Here is a 17,009-nt window from a genome sequence, read left to right as displayed (position 1 = left end):
TAAAAGATGATTTATTTCCTATTTCTTGAATCCGAAGATGCGCTTGATGAATGTCTTCACAGCGTTTTCTTTCTTCTGTGGATTTACGATAGGGGTGTGCTTGCGTGCAGCCGGCTTGTCGCCCTTTTTCTGGGCTACGCCTCTGCCACGGCCGTTGCTGCCCGGGCGAACATTGTTCTCGGTGCCTGGGCGCTGCTGGTTGCTGTTATTGCTGTTATTGCGGCGCTTCTGGCTGTTGCTGTTTTTTGGCTGCTCGCCTGGCTGGGCTGGCTTTCTGTTCTGCTGCTTTGCGTTCTGCTGCCTGTTGCCCTGCTGAGGCTGCTGCTTTGCGTTCTGCTGCCTGTTGCCCTGCTGAGGCTGCTGCTTTGCGTTCTGCTGCCTGTTACCCTGCTGTGGCTGCTGCTCGTTGTTGCGTGGTGCTTTTTCCTGACGCTCGTTTGGCTTGTTTGGCTTGCGCTTGTGAGAAGTCTGGTCGCGGTCTTTCTGTCGGCGGTTCTTGGCGCTGTTCTTTCCGCCCTCGCCGTTTCCGCCGTTACCGTGTCTGTTGTTTCTTCCGTTTGCGCCTTTCTTCTTCGGCTTGTTGAGCTTGATGTATTCAGGACCTTCGCCGCATCCCTCAGGGAGAGGCATCTTGTCTACCACCTTCTCCAGGAACTTCTCTATCTGCTGGAACCAGTACTGGTCTTCTTCGCTCACGAAGGTGATGGCTCTACCATCGCGGTTGGCACGGGCTGTACGGCCGATGCGGTGAACGTAATCTTCTGTATCGTGAGGAACATCGTAATTGATGACCATCTCAATATCATCGATGTCGATTCCGCGCGCCACAATGTCGGTAGCTACGAGAACATCATACTGTCCGCTCTTGAACTTGAACATCACATCATCGCGTTCAGCCTGTTCCAGGTCGCTGTGCATGGCTCCGCAGTTTACTCCAATCTGCTGGAGGGAAGCTGCGAGTTGCTTCACCTTGAATTTGCTGCCGCTGAAGACGATGACGCGCTTCAGGTCGCCCGCCTTGAAGATGTCCTTGATGATGGTCATCTTCTGGGTTTCGTAGCATACGTATGCTTCCTGCTTGATTTTCTCGGCTGGCTTGCTGACGGCAAGTTTGATTTCTACCGGATTCTTGAGCAGGGTCTTAGCCAGTTCTTCTATCTTCTCAGGCATGGTTGCCGAGAACATGATGGTCTGGCAGGTCTTTGGCAGTTTTGCCGCGATGGTCTTGATGTCGTCAGAGAAACCCATGTCGAGCATGCGGTCGGCCTCGTCGAGAATGAAGAAGCTTACCTTGCTGAGGTCTACATTGCCCAGAGAGATATGGGAGATGAGGCGGCCCGGGGTGGCGATGACTACATCGGCGCCCATGCGGAGGCTGCGCAACTCCTGATCGTAACGGTTGCCGTCGTTGCCGCCGTATACGGCTACGCTGCTCACGCCCTGCAGGTAATAGCCGAAGCCTTGCATCGCCTGGTCTATCTGCTGGGCGAGCTCGCGGGTTGGTGACATGATGACGCAGTTGATGGCGTCTTTCGGATAACCGCCGTCATCGAGCTTGCTCAATACTGGCAGCAGATAGGCTGCGGTTTTGCCGGTTCCGGTCTGGGCTACACCCAAGACATCGTGACCTTCTAATATCTCTGGAATGCACTTTTCCTGTACTGGAGTGCATGTGTCGAAGCGCATGTCGTATAATGCGTCGAGCACGTTGTCATTTAAATCTAATTCGTCGAAATACATTTTTTTTTAATGTTGAATGTTGAATGTTGAATGTTGACTTTTTTACCTCGGTGCCTTGCGGTAGCAGAAGTAGGCTACGATGGCGAAGAGGAAGTTTGGAAGCCACGCTGCCAGAACAGGCGGGAAATTGGCCTGGATGGCGAAGGTGGCAGAAACCGTCTGCAGCATGATGTAGCCGAAACTCAGCGCAAGTCCTACGCCCAATGCTGCTCCCATGCCGCCCTTGCGCTTGCGGGCTGAGAGGGAGACGCCGATGATGGTGAGGATGAACGAGGCGAAGGAAGAGGCGATGCGCTTGTGGTATTCTACCTCGTACTGCACTACGTTGCCCGAACCGCGGTTGATCTGCTTGGAGATGTAATCGCGGAGCTCAGGACTGGTGAAGGTTTCCTGCTGACCCTTGGAATAGACCAGGTCGGTAGGTTCCATCATGATGATGGTGTCCTTCTGCGCTCCGCTCGTAATATGCTCCTTCATGCCCTGGAGCTTGCGGATTTTCCAGTTGCTCAGTTGCCAGTGATACTTGCTGTCGGAAATGGTGTCGTACTGGATGTCCATCGCTGTAAGGTGGCTTACGAGTTTCTTGTCCTGGAACTTGTCGAGACAGAATCCGTAGCCGCGTTTCATGCTGTTGTCGTAATGCTGCATATAGGCAATCACTCCCTTGTCTACCTGCAACTGTACATTCTCGGCACTGGTATTCTTCTTCTTGTTCTTGTACATCGTCTCGAAGTTCTGCCTGATAACGGTTCCGTGGGGAATGACGTAGGCTGAGAGCCCGAAGGAGAGGGCTGAGAGCAGCACGCAGGTAATCATGTATGGGCGGAGGAGACGCTTGAAGGATACTCCCGACGCCAGGATAGCGATGATTTCAGAATTGCTTGCCAGCTTGGTGGTGAAGAGAATGACCGCCACGAACACGAACAGCGCACTGAAGAGGTTGGCAAAATAGGGCACGAAGTTGGCGTAGTAATCGAAGATGATTGCGCGCGCCGGTGCATGGTGCTCTGTGAATTTTGACAGGTTCTCGTTGAAGTCGAAGACGATGGCGATGGAGATGATCAGGGCGATGGAGAAGAAATAGTAGCCCAGAAACTTCTTGATAATGTACCAGTCGAGCTTCTTGATGTACCTGAACGGGTTGAGAAACCTGAATATGCGCAGGAACCGGAGCTTGTGAGCCAGCCAGCGCACAGCCCTGATGAGCCACCCGAACTTGCGGGAAGCCCATCGGCCGGTGCGGTAGAGCCGGCGGTGTTTTCTTATTTTCTTAAAATCTTTCATGATGCTTGCTTACTTAAATTCTTCGGCCAAGCTGGTCGATGATGGAATTCTTCCATGCCACGAAATCGCCCTGCTCGATATGATGGCGGGCATCGGTCACGAGGCGCAGATAGAAAGAGAGGTTGTGGATGCTGGCTATCTGCATCGCCAGCAGCTCCTGGGCCTTGAAGAGGTGGTGGAGGTAGGCCTTCGTGGTTACGAGGTCGATGTCGCAGCCGTCTGGATCTACCGGACTGAAGTCTTTCTCCCACTTCTTGTTGCGCATGTTCATCGTGCCCTGATAGGTGAAGAGCATGGCGTTGCGGCCGTTGCGGGTCGGCATTACGCAGTCGAACATGTCTACGCCGCGCTCGATGGCTTCGAGGATGTTCTGCGGGGTTCCTACGCCCATCAGATATCTCGGCTTGTCTTTCGGCAGGATTTCGTTCACTACTTCTATCATCTCATACATCACCTCGGTAGGCTCTCCTACGGCAAGTCCGCCGATGGCATTTCCGTCGGCTCCCTTGTCGGCAATGTATTTGGCTGCTTCGCGGCGCAGGTCCGGGAAGGTGCAGCCCTGAACGATAGGGAAGAGACTCTGCTGATAGCCGTAGAGGGGCTCGGTTTCGTTGAACCGCTTGATGCAGCGGTCTAGCCAGCGCTGGGTGAGCATGAGGCTGTTCTTGGCGTACTGGTAATCGCTCTGTCCCGGTGGACATTCATCGAAGGCCATCATGATGTCGGCTCCGATGACGCGCTCGGTGTCCATCACATTCTCCGGTGTGAAGAAGTGCTTGCTGCCGTCGATGTGGGAGCGGAACTCGCAGCCTTCTTCCTTGAGCTTGCGGATGCCGGTGAGCGAGAATACCTGGAAGCCGCCGCTATCGGTGAGGATAGGACGGTCCCAGCCGTTGAACTTGTGCAAGCCGCCTGCTGCCCTGATGACGTCAAGACCTGGGCGCAGGTAGAGGTGATAGGTGTTTCCGAGGATAATCTGTGCCATGACCTGCTTCTTGAGTTCCTCGAAGTGGACGCCCTTCACGCTTCCTACGGTTCCTACGGGCATGAAGATTGGGGTCTTGATCTGTCCGTGGTCGGTGGTGATGATGCCTGTACGCGCATCGCTTGCTTTATCTGTTACTTGTAATTCAAATTTCATTTCTATTCTTTTTTATCATTTTCCTCAATGCTGAAGTCTGTAGGGTTTTTCACCTTCTCGTCGGTCAGCGCGAACTGCCAGACGTCAGCCACATTCTCTACATAGTGGAAGTCTACGCCCTTGAGATATTTCTCCGGTATTTCCTCTACGTTCTTCTGGTTCTCCCTGCACATCACGATGTGCTTGATTCCTGCCCGCTTGGCTGCCAGAATCTTCTCCTTGATTCCGCCTACCGGGAGCACTTTGCCGCGGAGGGTTATCTCGCCGGTCATGGCTGTGTTGGCACGCACCTTGCGCTGGGTGATGGCTGAGGCGATGCTGATGGCGATGGTGATTCCGGCAGAAGGACCGTCTTTCGGGGTGGCTCCCTCAGGCACGTGGATGTGGATGTTCCACTGCTCGAAGATGCGGTAGTCTACCTGCAGCAGGTCGATGTGCGACTTGACGTATTCCAGTGCGATAATGGCTGATTCCTTCATCACGTCGCCCAGATTTCCGGTCAGGGTGAGTTTGCCAGCCTTGCCCTTGCTGAGCGAGGTTTCGATGTAGAGGATTTCGCCGCCCACAGAGGTCCAGGCCAGTCCGGTTACCACTCCTGCATAGTCGTTGCCCTGGTAGATGTCGCGGTTGAACGGCGGATTGCCCAGCAGGTCTTTTACTTCGGCAGGGGTGATGGTGTAGTTCTTCAGCTCCTGGTTGCAGGCAAGTTTGTAAGCCATCTTGCGCAGACTCTTGTCAATCTGCTTCTTCAGCTGTCTTACGCCGCTCTCCCGGGTGTAGTGCTCGATGATGAACTCGAGGGCATTCTTGTTGAAGCTTACCTTCGGCGAAACCTTGTCGAGTCCGGTGCTTTCCAGCTCTTCCGGTACGAGATGGCGCTTGGCAATCTCTGTCTTCTCTTCGGTGATGTAGCCGCCTACTTCTATCAGCTCCATACGGTCGAGGAGCGGACGCGGAATGACGCTCAGGTCATTGGCTGTGGCGATGAAGAGCACCTTGGAGAGGTCGTAATCCATATCGAGATAGTTGTCGTGGAAGGCATTGTTCTGTTCCGGGTCCAGCACTTCGAGCAGGGCTGATGCTGGGTCGCCGTTGAAATTGCTCTGCGCCACCTTGTCAATCTCGTCGAGGATGAAGACCGGATTGCTGCTGCCTGCCTTCAGCATGTTCTTGATGATGCGGCCCGGCATGGCTCCCACATAGGTGCGGCGGTGACCGCGGATTTCGGCTTCATCGTGCAGACCGCCCAGCGACATGCGTACATACTTGCGCTTCATGGCTGCTGCGATACTCTTGCCCAGACTGGTCTTTCCTACGCCCGGAGGACCGTAGAGGCAGAGGATAGGACTCTTGCCGCCGCCGTTCAGTGCTCTTACGGCGAGGAATTCCAGGATGCGCTCCTTCACATTCTCCATGCCGTAGTGGTCGTGGTTCAGAATGCGCTTGGCACGGGTCAGACTGAGGTCGTCCTGGGTGTAGGAGTTCCAAGGCAAATCTACCATGGTCTGCAGGAATCCTATCTGTATCGAATAGTCAGGACTCTGCGGGTTCAGGGTGTCGAGCTTGGCAATTTCTTTCTTGAAGATCTTGGCTGTCTCTTCGCTCCAGTTCTTCTGTTTCGCCTTCTCCAGAATCTCCTTCTTCTCCGGACTGGCGTTGCCTTCTCCCAGTTCTTCCCTGATGTTCTTGATCTGCTGCTTGAGGAAGTATTCCTTCTGCTGTTCATCGAGGTCGTAGTGGGTTTTGTTCTCAATCTCAGTCTGGATGCGTAGCAGATGGCGCACCTTGTTCAGGGATCTGATGGCAATCATGATGCGCTCGCTGAGATTTTCCTCTTTCAGCATCTTGATTTTATCCTCGATGGAGAAAGGGAGGAGGGAGCACATGAAGTTGCACTGCATGTGAATGCTCGAGAGTTCGTTGATGGCCTGGATGGCCTCATCAGTATAGTTGGCGTTTGATTTGATATAGTCTGTCGCTTCGTAATGGAAGTTCTCGTAGAGCATTCTGAAGAGTTCATCGTTGTTCTCGTCAGGCCATTTCTCCGGAAGACTTTTTACGTCAATTACTGTGTAAGGCTCTTTTTGAACGAGATGTTTCATCTGACATCTGCCCAGACCCTGGATGATGATGCTCATCTGCTCTGTGCCAGGCATCTTGATCACCTTGATGAGTTTGGCGAAGACACCTACAGGGTAGAGGTCTTCTTCGTAGGGCGATTCTGTATCTTTGTTCTTCTGGCAGAATACGCAGAATATGGTGTCTGGCTTCTTTTCCAGCATCCGGACGAGATTCAGACTTTCCTTTCTGCCCACAACGATAGGGGTCATGTTGGTAGGGAAAACTACAATATCTCGCATGCAGAGGGTAGGGTACAAGCCTTCTTCCTGGTCTTCGATCAGGGTTTTCGGGTCGCCCTCGTAATCTGCAATCATTTGTATTCGGGTACTTGTTCTTCTATTATCCATTTTGTTATGATTTCTATTTTCCGTGCAAAGGTACTCATTTTTTGTGAAATATCGTGGAAGATGATAGATTATTTAATAATAAAATTGCTTTTTCTATATATTAGTACCCGTTTTTATAGATGTAAGCAGCTGCTTTTGCAGGTGGAAGTGGCAATTTCTGCTGCTTGCGATAAAATAAATCGGCGGCGCATTCGTTTTCTTCTGTAAAGAGACAGAAGAATTTATGGGTAATTTTCGATTTAAACAGTTTGAGATAGAGCAAGACCGTTGTGCCATGAAAGTGGGAACTGACGGCGTTTTGCTGGGTGCATGGGCGCAAGGTGGCAGGCGGATTCTGGACATTGGTTCCGGAACGGGACTGATTTCGCTCATGATGGCGCAGCGTTTTCCTGAGGCTGAGGTCGTGGGGATTGATATGGATGCTGATGCCTGCGGACAGGCGAGGGAGAATGTGATGGCTAGTCCGTTTAGCGACAGGGTGGAAATAGAATGCTGCAGACTGCAGGATTTCGGGGGGGCTTCGGAAGCTGCTGAGGCTTCTGGAACTGCTGAAGGTTTGAAGGCTGCCGGTGTTTTTGATGCGATAGTGAGCAATCCTCCGTTCTTTGTAGATAGCTTGAAAAATCCGGACAGTAAGAGGACGATGGCGAGACATACGGACAGTCTTCCGTTCCGCGACTTGTTTGCGGGTGTAAAACGGTTACTTTCTGATGATGGTGTTTTCTCTGCAATTGTTCCCGTAGAAGTAGTGGAGCAGTTTGTTGCAGAGTCTTGTATATTAGGTTTTTATCTTATACGGAAGTGTGGTGTGAAGACGGTAGAGCGCAAGCAGCCCAAGCGCTTTATGCTGAGTTTTGCCAAGCATCGCATTTCGCCTTATGAAGAGCATGTTGAAACAATGATGGATTCGCAGGGAAATCGCTCGGAATGGTATAGGAAAATAACGGAAGAATTCTACCTTTGAGGAATGTTGAATGGATAGGGGAATGTTGAGTGTTGAATGTTGAATGTTGAATGGATAGGGTTTAATGATTAACTGAGCTTACTTGCGATACTTCAGAACATTTCATTCAACACTCAACACTCAACACTCAACACTCAACATTCAACACTCAACACTCCCTCTAAATTCAACATTCAACATTCAACACTCAACATTCCCTCAAAGGTTCAGCTTCTTCTGTACCAGTTTGCTGATAGCTTCTACTCTTTTGCTCTGGCGCTGGATGTCTTTATGAATATCATCGCGCACGGCATTGATGTCGTTGAAGAAATCGGCAAAGGCAGACTGAATCATGTTCGGCTTGCGGTCGTTCTTGTTCGCAAATGGGTTCACCAGCATCTTGATTCCCTTTTCTTCCAGGTGAACATCAATCTCTGCCCCCGTCATCACAGGGTCGCCATCATAATGGATTACGCCTGGCTGACTGCGGGTGATATGGAGCTTCTTGCAGCGGAACGACTTGATCTTCGAGTTCTTGTCCAACGTCTTGTTGAACATGTCGAAACTTACCTGAGGCGCCTCGATAACATCGAATGGTTCCATGATGACGACATCCATCAAACCGTCGCTCATGGATGCTTGAGGGGCAATATAGGCATTGTTGCCATACTGAGATGCGTTGGCACAGGAAATGAGGAACGCCTTATACTGCTTGGTGCCCGTCTCGTCCTCCAGCGTGTAAGTCTCAGGCTTATACTTCAATCCCTCGCGCAGGATATTTTCTGCATAAGTGATAGGACCACGCTTGCCGCTCTCGGCAAACTTCATGCTGACGAAAGCGTCAAAGCCCATGCCGCAGGTGCAGAAGAACGGGTGGTCGTTGATGACACCATAATCCAGATCTCTAATCTGGCATTGGTTGATGACCTCTATGCATTTCTTCAGGTTCATCGGGAGCAGCAGATGTCTTGCCAATCCGTTGCCCGAACCGCAAGGCAGAATGCCGAGGGCAGTATCGGAGTGAACCAGTGAGCGGGCCACCTCGTTGACGGTTCCGTCACCACCAACCGCCACAACCACATCTACATGGTTGTTCTTCGCTTCGGTAGCAATTTCCGAAGCGTGCCCAGCTCTTTCAGTCATTCTTATCTCGTACTCAAAAAGCTCTTTGTCCAAACCAGAATCTATCAGACTGGGAACTGCCGCCTTGCTGGCTGTTCCTGAAATCGGATTCATGATGAAAAGTATCTTTTTCTTCATTATATAGTCAAGAGTTTGTAAAATTTAGGCTGCAAAAGTAATAAAAATACCCAAAATAACAAGAAATATCGATTAAAAAAACTATAAAAGTAAACTTTCTTATAAAAAAAGCCGTTTATTGAGTTCTTTTTTGTATCTTTGCACCCTGAAAGTTAGAAAAGTATAAAAAAAGAAAATAAAGTACACCTATTAATAATGGGACAATTACAAGAAAGATACAAGAATTATCGTGAACCTCAGAAGTATATGGCTGCCGGTGTGTATCCATATTTCCGTGAGATCACAAGTAAGCAGATGACAGAGGTAACCGACATCGATGGTCATAAGATCCTGATGTTCGGTTCTAATGCTTATCAGGGTTTGACTAATGACCAGCGTGTTATTGATGCAGCAAAGGCAGCGCTCGACAAGTATGGTTCTGGTTGTGCAGGAAGCCGTTTCCTCAATGGTACGCTCGATTTGCACGTGCAGCTCGAAAAGGAGCTTGCTGAGTTTATGGGCAAGGATGAAACTTTGTGTTTCTCTACAGGATTCTCTGTAAACCAGGGTGTCTTGGCTTGCGTAGTAGGTCGTAACGACTATATTATCTGCGATGACCGCGACCACGCAAGTATCGTAGATGGCCGCCGCCTCTCATTCGCTACCCAGCTCCACTACAAGCACAACGATATGGAAGATTTGGAGCGCGTGCTCTCTAAGCTCCCTCAGGAGGCTATCAAGCTCATCGTTGTTGACGGTGTGTTCTCTATGGAGGGCGATCTGGCTAACTTGCCTGAAATCGTTAAGCTCAAGCATAAGTACAACTGCTCTATCATGGTAGACGAGGCTCATGGTCTTGGCGTATTCGGCAAGCAGGGTCGTGGTGTATGCGACCACTTCGGTCTGACCGACGAGGTAGACCTCATCATGGGTACATTCTCTAAGAGTCTGGCTTCTATCGGCGGTTTCATCGCATCAGACAAGGATACAATCAACTTCCTCCGTCACAACTGCCGTACTTACATCTTCAGCGCCTCTAACACTCCAGCTGCCACAGCAGCAGCTCTCGAGGCTCTCCACATCATTCAGAATGAGCCAGAGCGTTTCGAGAATCTCTGGGATGTAACCAACTATGCCTTGAAGCGTTTCCGCGAGGAAGGTTTCGAGATTGGCGAGACAGAGAGTCCTATCATTCCTCTCTACGTACGCGATGCTGAGAAGACATTCGTTGTTACCAAGATGGCTTACGATGCAGGTGTGTTCATCAACCCTGTTATTCCTCCAGCTTGTGCTCCTCAGGATACATTGGTACGTTTCGCACTCATGGCTACTCATACAAGAGAGCAGGTTGAGCGGGCTGTCCAGATCTTGAAGAAGATTTTCGTAGAAGAGGGAATCATCAAGTAAAATCAGATTTCTGATTTAAAAGTTCAGCAAGTATGGTTGCGGTTCTTTGCCGCTACTATATATATAATAAGGTATAAGGGCAATTCCGGATAGGGGTTGCCCTTATTTTTTGCCTGTTTCCTAGCCATTTTGCATTTAAATGCATCTTTTTTTGAAAAAAGTTACGGAAAAATTTGGTGGAATCGAAAAAATGTAGTACCTTTGCACTCGCAATTCAGAAATGATGCTTAAAGCAATGCTTAAGAGGTATCGTAGAGATGAGTAAGCGGGGTGTAGCGCAGCCCGGTAGCGCTCCTGTTTTGGGAACAGGTGGTCGCAGGTTCGAATCCTGTCGCCCCGACTATTTTCTCTCACTCAAACCTTTAGCAAAGCACAAGCGGGGTGTAGCGCAGCCCGGTAGCGCTCCTGTTTTGGGAACAGGTGGTCGCAGGTTCGAATCCTGTCGCCCCGACACAAGAAAGCTAAGAAGAGTCAAATCTTCTTAGCTTTTTTGCTATATAAAACTCCCGCCCTGGATGGGCTGGAGGGGGATAACGGAACTGAGTAATTATTATATACGTTTTAATTTTATAGAATCATGATTATAACGATAGCGCGCCAGTGTGGATGTGGCGCTATTCGCGTGGGCAAGCTGCTCGCCGAAAAGTATGGTATTCCTTTTTATACCCGTAAAAATATGATGGAAATGGCTGAACAGAGAGGAGTGCTCGACGAGATGGAGGCTTTCTTCGATGAGCGGCCGGTAGATGAACTGCTCTTCTCGATGTCGTCGCTTGGCGAAACGCAGAGGGCGCTGACAGAGAAACCGCTCCGTACACTTGCCGATATGATAGGCGATGAAGACTGTATCATCATCGGCCGTTGCGGCAACTATATCTTCCGCGAGCGCAAGGACTTGATTTCTGTTTTCCTGAGCGGCAATCTGGAGGCTCGCATCAAGGAGATTCAGGAGGAGAAGGGCTTTTCGTATGAGGAAGCTGAGGAGTTTGTAGAGCACACCGAGGATTGCAGAGTGGCTTATCATAAGTATTATACAGGCCTTACCTGGGGAAATGCCGATGATTACGACATCTGCCTGGATACGGTGCGCCTGGGCGTAGAAGAGACGGCAAGCCTCATTGAGCAGTACGTTAGCTTGATATAAATTTAAAGTAATTCAACATGAAGTTTTTAATTCAATTTTTGATAATCATAGCGTTCTCCTTTGCTGGGGAATTGCTCCATTTTTTGCTGCCATTGCCTATTCCGGCAAGCATCTATGGCATCATCCTGCTCTTCCTTGCGCTGGAAACAAAACTGATCAAGGTGAAGCATATCCGCGAAACCAGCAGTTTCCTCATTGCCATCATGCCCGTGATGTTTATTCCGGCTGCCGTAGGATTGATTGATTCTTATCAGGATATCGGTAATGCATGGTTCCAGTATATCGTAGTTACGGTGGTCAGCACCTTTGTCGTGATGGGTGCTTCGGGCTGGATTACGCAGTTGGTAATCAGAAAAGGAAAGGAGGCGAAGAAATGAACCAGTTGTTCCAGGATTCTGTCTTCTTCGGCGTTCTCATCAGTCTGGCAGCCTACGGCATAGGCATGCTGCTGAAGCTGAAGACGGGATGGTCGCTGATGAACCCGCTGCTCATCTCCATCATCCTCGTTATCATCACGCTCCTGCTGACGGGCGTAGATTACAAGACCTATTCGGCGGGCGCCAACAGCATCAGTTATCTGCTCACACCAGCCACCATCTGTCTGGCTGTGCCACTTTATCAGCAGGTTGAGCTTCTGAAGAAGAATTATCGGGCTGTGCTGATCGGTATCGTTTCGGGCGTGCTGGCGAGTCTCTGCTCCGTGCTCATTCTCGCCCTCATCTTCCATTTCGACCATGCGTCCTACGTTACCTTCCTGCCTAAGAGTATCACTACCGCCATCGGTATCGGCGTTTCTGAGGAGTTGGGTGGTCATGTTTCGGTTTCGGTGGTTGTCATCATCGTAACGGGTGTGCTGGGCAACATCTTTGCCGAGAAGTTCCTGAAGCTTCTCTCCATCAAGGAGCCTATTGCCAAAGGTATCGCCATCGGCTGTTCTGCCCATGCGCTGGGTACGGCAAAGGCGATGGAAATGGGTACCATAGAGGGAGCCATGAGCAGTCTGAGCATCGTGGTTTGCGGTGTGATGACGGTTGTAGGCTCATCCATCTTTGCTCTGTTTATGTAGAGGCAGATACAATAATATTTCCCTTTTTCCGTTTTTATAGATATGAAACGGAAAAAGGGATTTTTGTATATAATGGGTGTAGGGATGGCGATGAGCGCCCTTCTTGCCAGTTGTGCCGACGATGAGAGTTTCTCAACGTCGAGGGGAGATGTGCTCTCGTTTTCGGTAGATACGCTGAAGATGGACACCACCTTCTCGAATGTGCCTACGCCTACCCGAAGCTTCTGGGTTTACAACCGTACGGGCAAGGCTCTGCGCTGCCAGTCGGTGCGTCTGGAAAATGGTAACCAGAAGGGCTACCGGGTGAATGTTGACGGCTCTTATCTGGGCACCGAAGCGGGATTCCAGACGCAGAATGTGGAGATCAGGAAGGGTGACAGCATACGTGTGTTCGTAGAACTGACTTCGGCGATGCAGAACAGCGAAGAGCCGCAGCTGGTGAGCGATAACCTGGTGTTTGCGCTGGAAAGTGGCGTGGAACAGAAGGTGAACCTGAGGGCGTTTTCATGGGATGCGATGAAACTCAATTCGCTCGAGGTGAAGGAAGACAAGCTGCTGCAGAGCACGCTGCCGGTAGTGGTTTATGGGGAAATCAGGGTTGATGAGGCGGCTACGCTGACCATTGCTCCGGGCACCCAACTCTATTTCCACGAGAATGCGGGTTTGCAGGTGTTCGGGTCGCTTAAGATTGAGGGCGAAAAGGACAGGGAAGTGGTGATGCGGGGCGACCGGCTGGACCACATGTTCGATTATCTGCCTTATGACCGCACACCGGGACAATGGCAGGGAATCAGACTGATGTCTTCGGCTCATGACTGCAGGATTTCGTTTGCTGATATTCATAGTGCCTACGATGCTGTGATGATAGAAGCGGGCGATGCTACGAAGCAGAAACTGCTCATCGAGAATGCTACGATTCATAACAGTCAGGGCTACGGTGTGAGGGTTGATTCTGCCAAGGTGCAGATTTATAACTCGCAGATAACCAACTGCCTGAAGCATCCGCTCTATGTTGAGGGTGGCGATGTTGAGGTAAACGGCTGCACCATAGCCCAGTTCTATCCGTTTGACGGGCGCCGCGAGTCTGCCATCGGTTTTGCCTCTCCGCTGCCTCGTTTCGAGGTAAGAAATTCGCTCGTAACGGGCTATCATGATGATGAGGTGGTCTGGGAGGCTCCGAAAGAGGAGGATGCCTTCAATTTCCTCTTCGACCATTGTGTGTTGCGCACGGAGAAGCTGGAGACGGACGACAGTCTGAAGTTCACCCATGTGGTTTATGAGGACGTCAAGGATACGACGGTGTTTGCCGAGAAGCATTTCCGCCTTTTCGACACCGATAATCTGAAGTATGATTTCCATCTGCGCAAGGAGTCGGCAGCAATAGGTAAGGCAGATGCCGAAACCCTGCCTGCAACCGACCGTGATGGTTTGCCGAGAAAGAAAGAGCAGCCTGCCGCAGGATGCTTTGAGTATAAGGAGGAATAATGAGTATAAGGAGGAATAAGAAGAAAGCCCTACAGGAAGTTTGCGTCATGCAGACTTTCCTGTAGGGCTTTTCCTTATATCCTGAACCCCTTTTTTAAAGTGGGCTCTGTAAATCTTATTCCTTCATGTTTGAATCTACGAAGCAGAAGGGGAGAAGGTCTTTGATGCTGTCGAAGCAGTAGGTTCCGTTCTCGCCATAAAGCAGGATGCGTACGGGGCGCTGGTAGCGGTCTTCCATCTCCAGTATCACCTGGCGGCAGGCTCCGCATGGCGAGATAGGCGACTTGAGGAAACCATTCCCGTTTCTCGCTGCTATGGCGAGCGTCAGGATAGGCTGGTCGGGATAGTTGCTCTGGGCACCGAAGATGGCGCTGCGCTCGGCACAGAGTCCCGACGGGAAGGCGGCGTTCTCCTGGTTGGCTCCAATCACTATTCTGCCGTCGCCCAATAGCAGGGCTGCTCCCACATAGAAGTGGCTGTAGTTAGCATACGCATTGCTGGTGGCAGCCTTCGCCCTGTTTACGAGCTCCTGCTCCTGCTGGCTCAACTCTGAGAGCTGAGCCACCATGTATCTGATGTTTAGGTTTTGCTCTTTCATAGATATAATGTTTTTATGATTTCTTTATTTCGTGTAGAAGTCGATGATGTCCTGCAGCGCCTTCTTGCATACCGGGCAGAATTCCGGTGTTTCGTTGATGCGCATACGGCAGTCCTGCACACCGCGGTAAACGCCCTTCACGCTGTATCCGGCACCTTCGAAGACACCCACCTTGCTCACCGCCTCCTTCTCTTTCTTTGAGAGCGGAGTAGGAATCTTGGTCTTCTTGTCTATCATGTTCTCCCATTTTCCGTGGAAATCGGCAAGGGTAGTGATGTTCTTCTCCCAAGGCTCTACATCATGAGGATACATCGGTATCTGCTCCTGCTCGTAGGCGTATTCATCGGCAAGTCCGGCAAAGGAATGGCCAAACTCATGCACCACTACCGGCTTGAACCATTTCTGGTGGCAGGTGGTGAGATTGTATGAATTGAGGATGCCGCCACCGCCATACTTATCCGAATTTACCAGCACGATGATGTGCTCGTAAGGGGTACCTGCCAGCCAGTTGTGCAGGTCTTTGAGATGCAGGGTGGTAAGGTAGCGGTCGCTGTAGAAGGTGTCGAAATGAGAGCTGAGGGCGGTCTCGTGCCAGATGCCCTGGGCTGGGATGCTAGGTCCGCTCTGCTGGGATGGCGATTTTACGGCTACGATGTTGAAGCGGTCTCTCATGCTCTTGAAGGGTTCGTGGGCGAAGATGGCCTCTGTAGCCTCCTGCGCATCTTTCAGGAAGACAGGCATCTCTGCATCGGTATAGCCTTCAGCCACGTATGCGATGTGGATGCATCGGGTGGTGTCGGCAGCCTGCTGCAGGGTGACGTATGGTGTAGGTTTGTTGCCTTTCTGATGAATCAGAATGTCTTTCGGCGCTACCTGGTGGGTGAGCGTGGCGGTTATCTCGCGGCGGTTGTTGCGCAGGTCGAGGGTGATGTCTACGGTATCTTTCGGCATCGGAACGAGGAATACGTTCTCGAAACTCTGCGTGTTCTTCTCTGCCTCTGGATAGGAGAGCCATTCCTGGAAGAGGGTGGAGAAGGAGTTGCGGTAGATGATTTTGCCCGAGCGGTGGTCGCGTACGGTTATCTGTCCGTTGCCCTCTACCGGGAGTTCGGCCAGTCGTTGTCGTTTTCCGTACCAGCGTGGCATTACGTTGAGTTCGTCTACGGCTATCATCTGCTGCTTCTGGTTGCCGGCAAAGGTATAGTCTACCCGCAGCGTCTTGTCTGTGAAATAGTCGTCAAAGTTTTGCGCCTTTATTGTGCCGGGCGCCATCAGCATCGCCATGGTGGCGAGGGATAATATCATTCTCTTCATTGTATTTTCATTTAAAATTCACATTCACATTCACATTTCTCACCGAATCACCAAGTGACCGAATCACTAATCACTTATCTCACCCTCAGTCGTGTTCCTACGCTTACTGGGATGTTAGGATCGAGATGGTTCATCTTGTAGAGTTTCTCCAGTCGGATGCCATACTTCTGCGAGATGGCGTACATGCTTTCGCCCGGCTGTATCACGTGAGGGCGCTTCTTATACTGCTTAGGTGCCTTGGAGCGTTTCTTCTTCAGATAGATGATGTCGCCCTTGTGCAGCACGGCGTGCTTGTTGCGCTCGTTGTAGCGAGCCAGTTTGCGCCAGCTGATGCCCACCTCCTTGCCTATGCTCTTGAAGGTGTCGCCTTCGCGGGCATAGAGATAGTAATTCTTGTTGAAGATATGGATAGGGTGCAGCAATCCTTCGGCGTTTACAGGCTGGTCGGTACCGCTGTGGGTTGCCATGAAGCGGTCGTAGCGCTTGGCCTTGTCATACTGGTTGAGCTTGTAGAGCTCTATAATCTGTATCAGCTTGCTGGCATACTGCGGGTTAGTGGCGTAGCCGCAGGCTTTCAGTCCGCGAGCCCATCCCTTGTAGTCGTGCTGCGAGAGTTCGAAGAGGCGTGCGTAGCGTGGCTGGCGCGCCAGGAACTTGCTGTGGTCTTCGTAGCTGTCTCTTGCGTCCTGGTATACGCGGAAGCATTCGCCACGGGCATCATCGTCGTGGTACTGGGTTGGTCCCGTCCAGTTGTGACATTTTATGCCGAAGTGGTTGTTGCCCTGGCGTACGAGGTCGCTCCTTCCTGCCGCACTCTCAAACAGTCCCTGTGCTAGGGTGATGCTGGCTGGAATGCGGTAACGGAGCATCTGCTCGATGGCAAGATCCTTATACTGGTTGATATATGTCTGATAGGCCTGGTTCCACTTCAGCTGTGCGCCCATCGGGAGGCAGCAGAGCAGAGCGAGCCCTAAAATGTTTGCTTTTAGATGATTCATTCTGCAAAAATATAAAAAAAAACGGATAAATCGCGGTTTATTACAAAATTTTTAATATCTTTGCACAAAATATTGCATATTGAACTTTCGCATGTGGCTTAAGTACGGGCTGAAGGCCCAAAAGCTCCAGAAGCAGCACGCCCTGAAAGGGCAGAAGCTCCTAGCCCAGGGCATCGCCCTGG

The 17,009-nt window shown here is 50.9% G+C and carries 14 protein-coding genes and 2 tRNA genes; 8 read left to right on the top strand and 8 right to left on the bottom strand.

Going from position 1 to position 17,009, the window contains the following annotated elements; translation table 11 throughout:
• Positions 1 to 18 precede the first annotated feature (18 nt).
• The 4 genes from ONT18_RS06615 to lon are packed head-to-tail and all read right to left on the bottom strand — an operon-like array spanning position 19 to position 6,633.
• The gene (locus tag ONT18_RS06615) at positions 19 to 1,740 is read right to left on the bottom strand and encodes a DEAD/DEAH box helicase (RefSeq protein WP_264904582.1); all 1,722 of its coding nucleotides are present in this window, start codon (positions 1,738 to 1,740) and stop codon (positions 19 to 21) included.
• Between the two features lie 42 nt (positions 1,741 to 1,782).
• A complete protein-coding gene (locus ONT18_RS06610; protein ID WP_119237464.1) occupies positions 1,783 to 3,024 on the bottom strand; it encodes an LptF/LptG family permease in 1,242 nt (413 codons plus the stop codon).
• A gap of 13 nt (positions 3,025 to 3,037) precedes the next feature.
• Positions 3,038 to 4,165 carry a tRNA guanosine(34) transglycosylase Tgt gene (gene tgt, locus ONT18_RS06605; protein ID WP_022121351.1) on the bottom strand — a complete coding sequence of 376 codons (1,128 nt, stop codon included), beginning with the start codon at positions 4,163 to 4,165 and terminating at the stop codon, positions 3,038 to 3,040.
• A gap of 2 nt (positions 4,166 to 4,167) precedes the next feature.
• Complete coding sequence (lon, locus tag ONT18_RS06600) at positions 4,168 to 6,633, bottom strand: endopeptidase La (RefSeq protein ID WP_264904580.1); 2,466 nt, start codon at positions 6,631 to 6,633, stop codon at positions 4,168 to 4,170.
• A gap of 223 nt (positions 6,634 to 6,856) precedes the next feature.
• Here lon and ONT18_RS06595 point away from each other — a divergent pair, with 223 nt between their 5' ends.
• Positions 6,857 to 7,597, top strand: a complete 741-nt coding sequence (locus ONT18_RS06595) for a tRNA1(Val) (adenine(37)-N6)-methyltransferase (RefSeq protein ID WP_264904578.1) — start codon at positions 6,857 to 6,859, stop codon at positions 7,595 to 7,597.
• Between the two features lie 198 nt (positions 7,598 to 7,795).
• On the opposite strand, the gene ONT18_RS06590 is transcribed toward ONT18_RS06595, so the two are convergent.
• Entirely contained in the window at positions 7,796 to 8,836 is a 1,041-nt protein-coding gene (locus ONT18_RS06590; RefSeq protein WP_117695210.1) for a diacylglycerol/lipid kinase family protein, read from the bottom strand.
• 195 nt (positions 8,837 to 9,031) lie between these two features.
• On the opposite strand from ONT18_RS06590, the gene spt reads away from it, so the two are divergent.
• The 7 genes from spt to ONT18_RS06555 all read left to right on the top strand — a co-directional run bounded on the left by spt (position 9,032) and on the right by ONT18_RS06555 (position 13,917).
• Complete coding sequence (gene spt / locus ONT18_RS06585) at positions 9,032 to 10,222, top strand: serine palmitoyltransferase (RefSeq protein WP_118192048.1); 1,191 nt, start codon at positions 9,032 to 9,034, stop codon at positions 10,220 to 10,222.
• A 266-nt stretch (positions 10,223 to 10,488) separates the two neighbouring features.
• Positions 10,489 to 10,562: transfer RNA gene (locus ONT18_RS06580), tRNA-Pro, on the top strand.
• A 37-nt stretch (positions 10,563 to 10,599) separates the two neighbouring features.
• Positions 10,600 to 10,673, top strand: a tRNA-Pro gene (locus ONT18_RS06575).
• 126 nt (positions 10,674 to 10,799) lie between these two features.
• The gene (locus ONT18_RS06570) at positions 10,800 to 11,366 is read left to right on the top strand and encodes an AAA family ATPase (RefSeq protein ID WP_117695213.1); all 567 of its coding nucleotides are present in this window, start codon (positions 10,800 to 10,802) and stop codon (positions 11,364 to 11,366) included.
• Between the two features lie 71 nt (positions 11,367 to 11,437).
• Entirely contained in the window at positions 11,438 to 11,743 is a 306-nt protein-coding gene (locus ONT18_RS06565) for a CidA/LrgA family protein (protein WP_233338974.1), read from the top strand.
• The gene (locus tag ONT18_RS06560) at positions 11,740 to 12,432 is read left to right on the top strand and encodes an LrgB family protein (RefSeq protein ID WP_006849545.1); all 693 of its coding nucleotides are present in this window, start codon (positions 11,740 to 11,742) and stop codon (positions 12,430 to 12,432) included. The genes ONT18_RS06565 and ONT18_RS06560 overlap by 4 nt, the downstream gene beginning before the upstream one ends.
• 42 nt (positions 12,433 to 12,474) lie before the next feature.
• On the top strand, positions 12,475 to 13,917 hold the full coding sequence (locus ONT18_RS06555) for a right-handed parallel beta-helix repeat-containing protein (RefSeq protein ID WP_264904574.1): 1,443 nt from the start codon (positions 12,475 to 12,477) through the stop codon (positions 13,915 to 13,917).
• Positions 13,918 to 14,032: 115 nt separating this feature from the next.
• On the opposite strand, the gene ONT18_RS06550 is transcribed toward ONT18_RS06555, so the two are convergent.
• From ONT18_RS06550 to ONT18_RS06540, 3 genes are all read right to left on the bottom strand, one after another.
• Entirely contained in the window at positions 14,033 to 14,515 is a 483-nt protein-coding gene (locus tag ONT18_RS06550) for a cytidine deaminase (protein ID WP_117695216.1), read from the bottom strand.
• A gap of 24 nt (positions 14,516 to 14,539) precedes the next feature.
• The gene (locus ONT18_RS06545; protein WP_264904571.1) at positions 14,540 to 15,829 is read right to left on the bottom strand and encodes an IgA Peptidase M64; all 1,290 of its coding nucleotides are present in this window, start codon (positions 15,827 to 15,829) and stop codon (positions 14,540 to 14,542) included.
• 74 nt (positions 15,830 to 15,903) lie between these two features.
• On the bottom strand, positions 15,904 to 16,827 hold the full coding sequence (locus tag ONT18_RS06540) for a glucosaminidase domain-containing protein (protein ID WP_022121340.1): 924 nt from the start codon (positions 16,825 to 16,827) through the stop codon (positions 15,904 to 15,906).
• Positions 16,828 to 17,009: the final 182 nt, after the last annotated feature.

Source organism: Segatella copri (genome assembly GCF_026015295.1).
GTDB lineage: Bacteria > Bacteroidota > Bacteroidia > Bacteroidales > Bacteroidaceae > Prevotella > Prevotella copri_C.
Note: the sequence above shows the minus strand (reverse complement) of the source record. Positions and strands in the feature narration are given on the sequence as shown.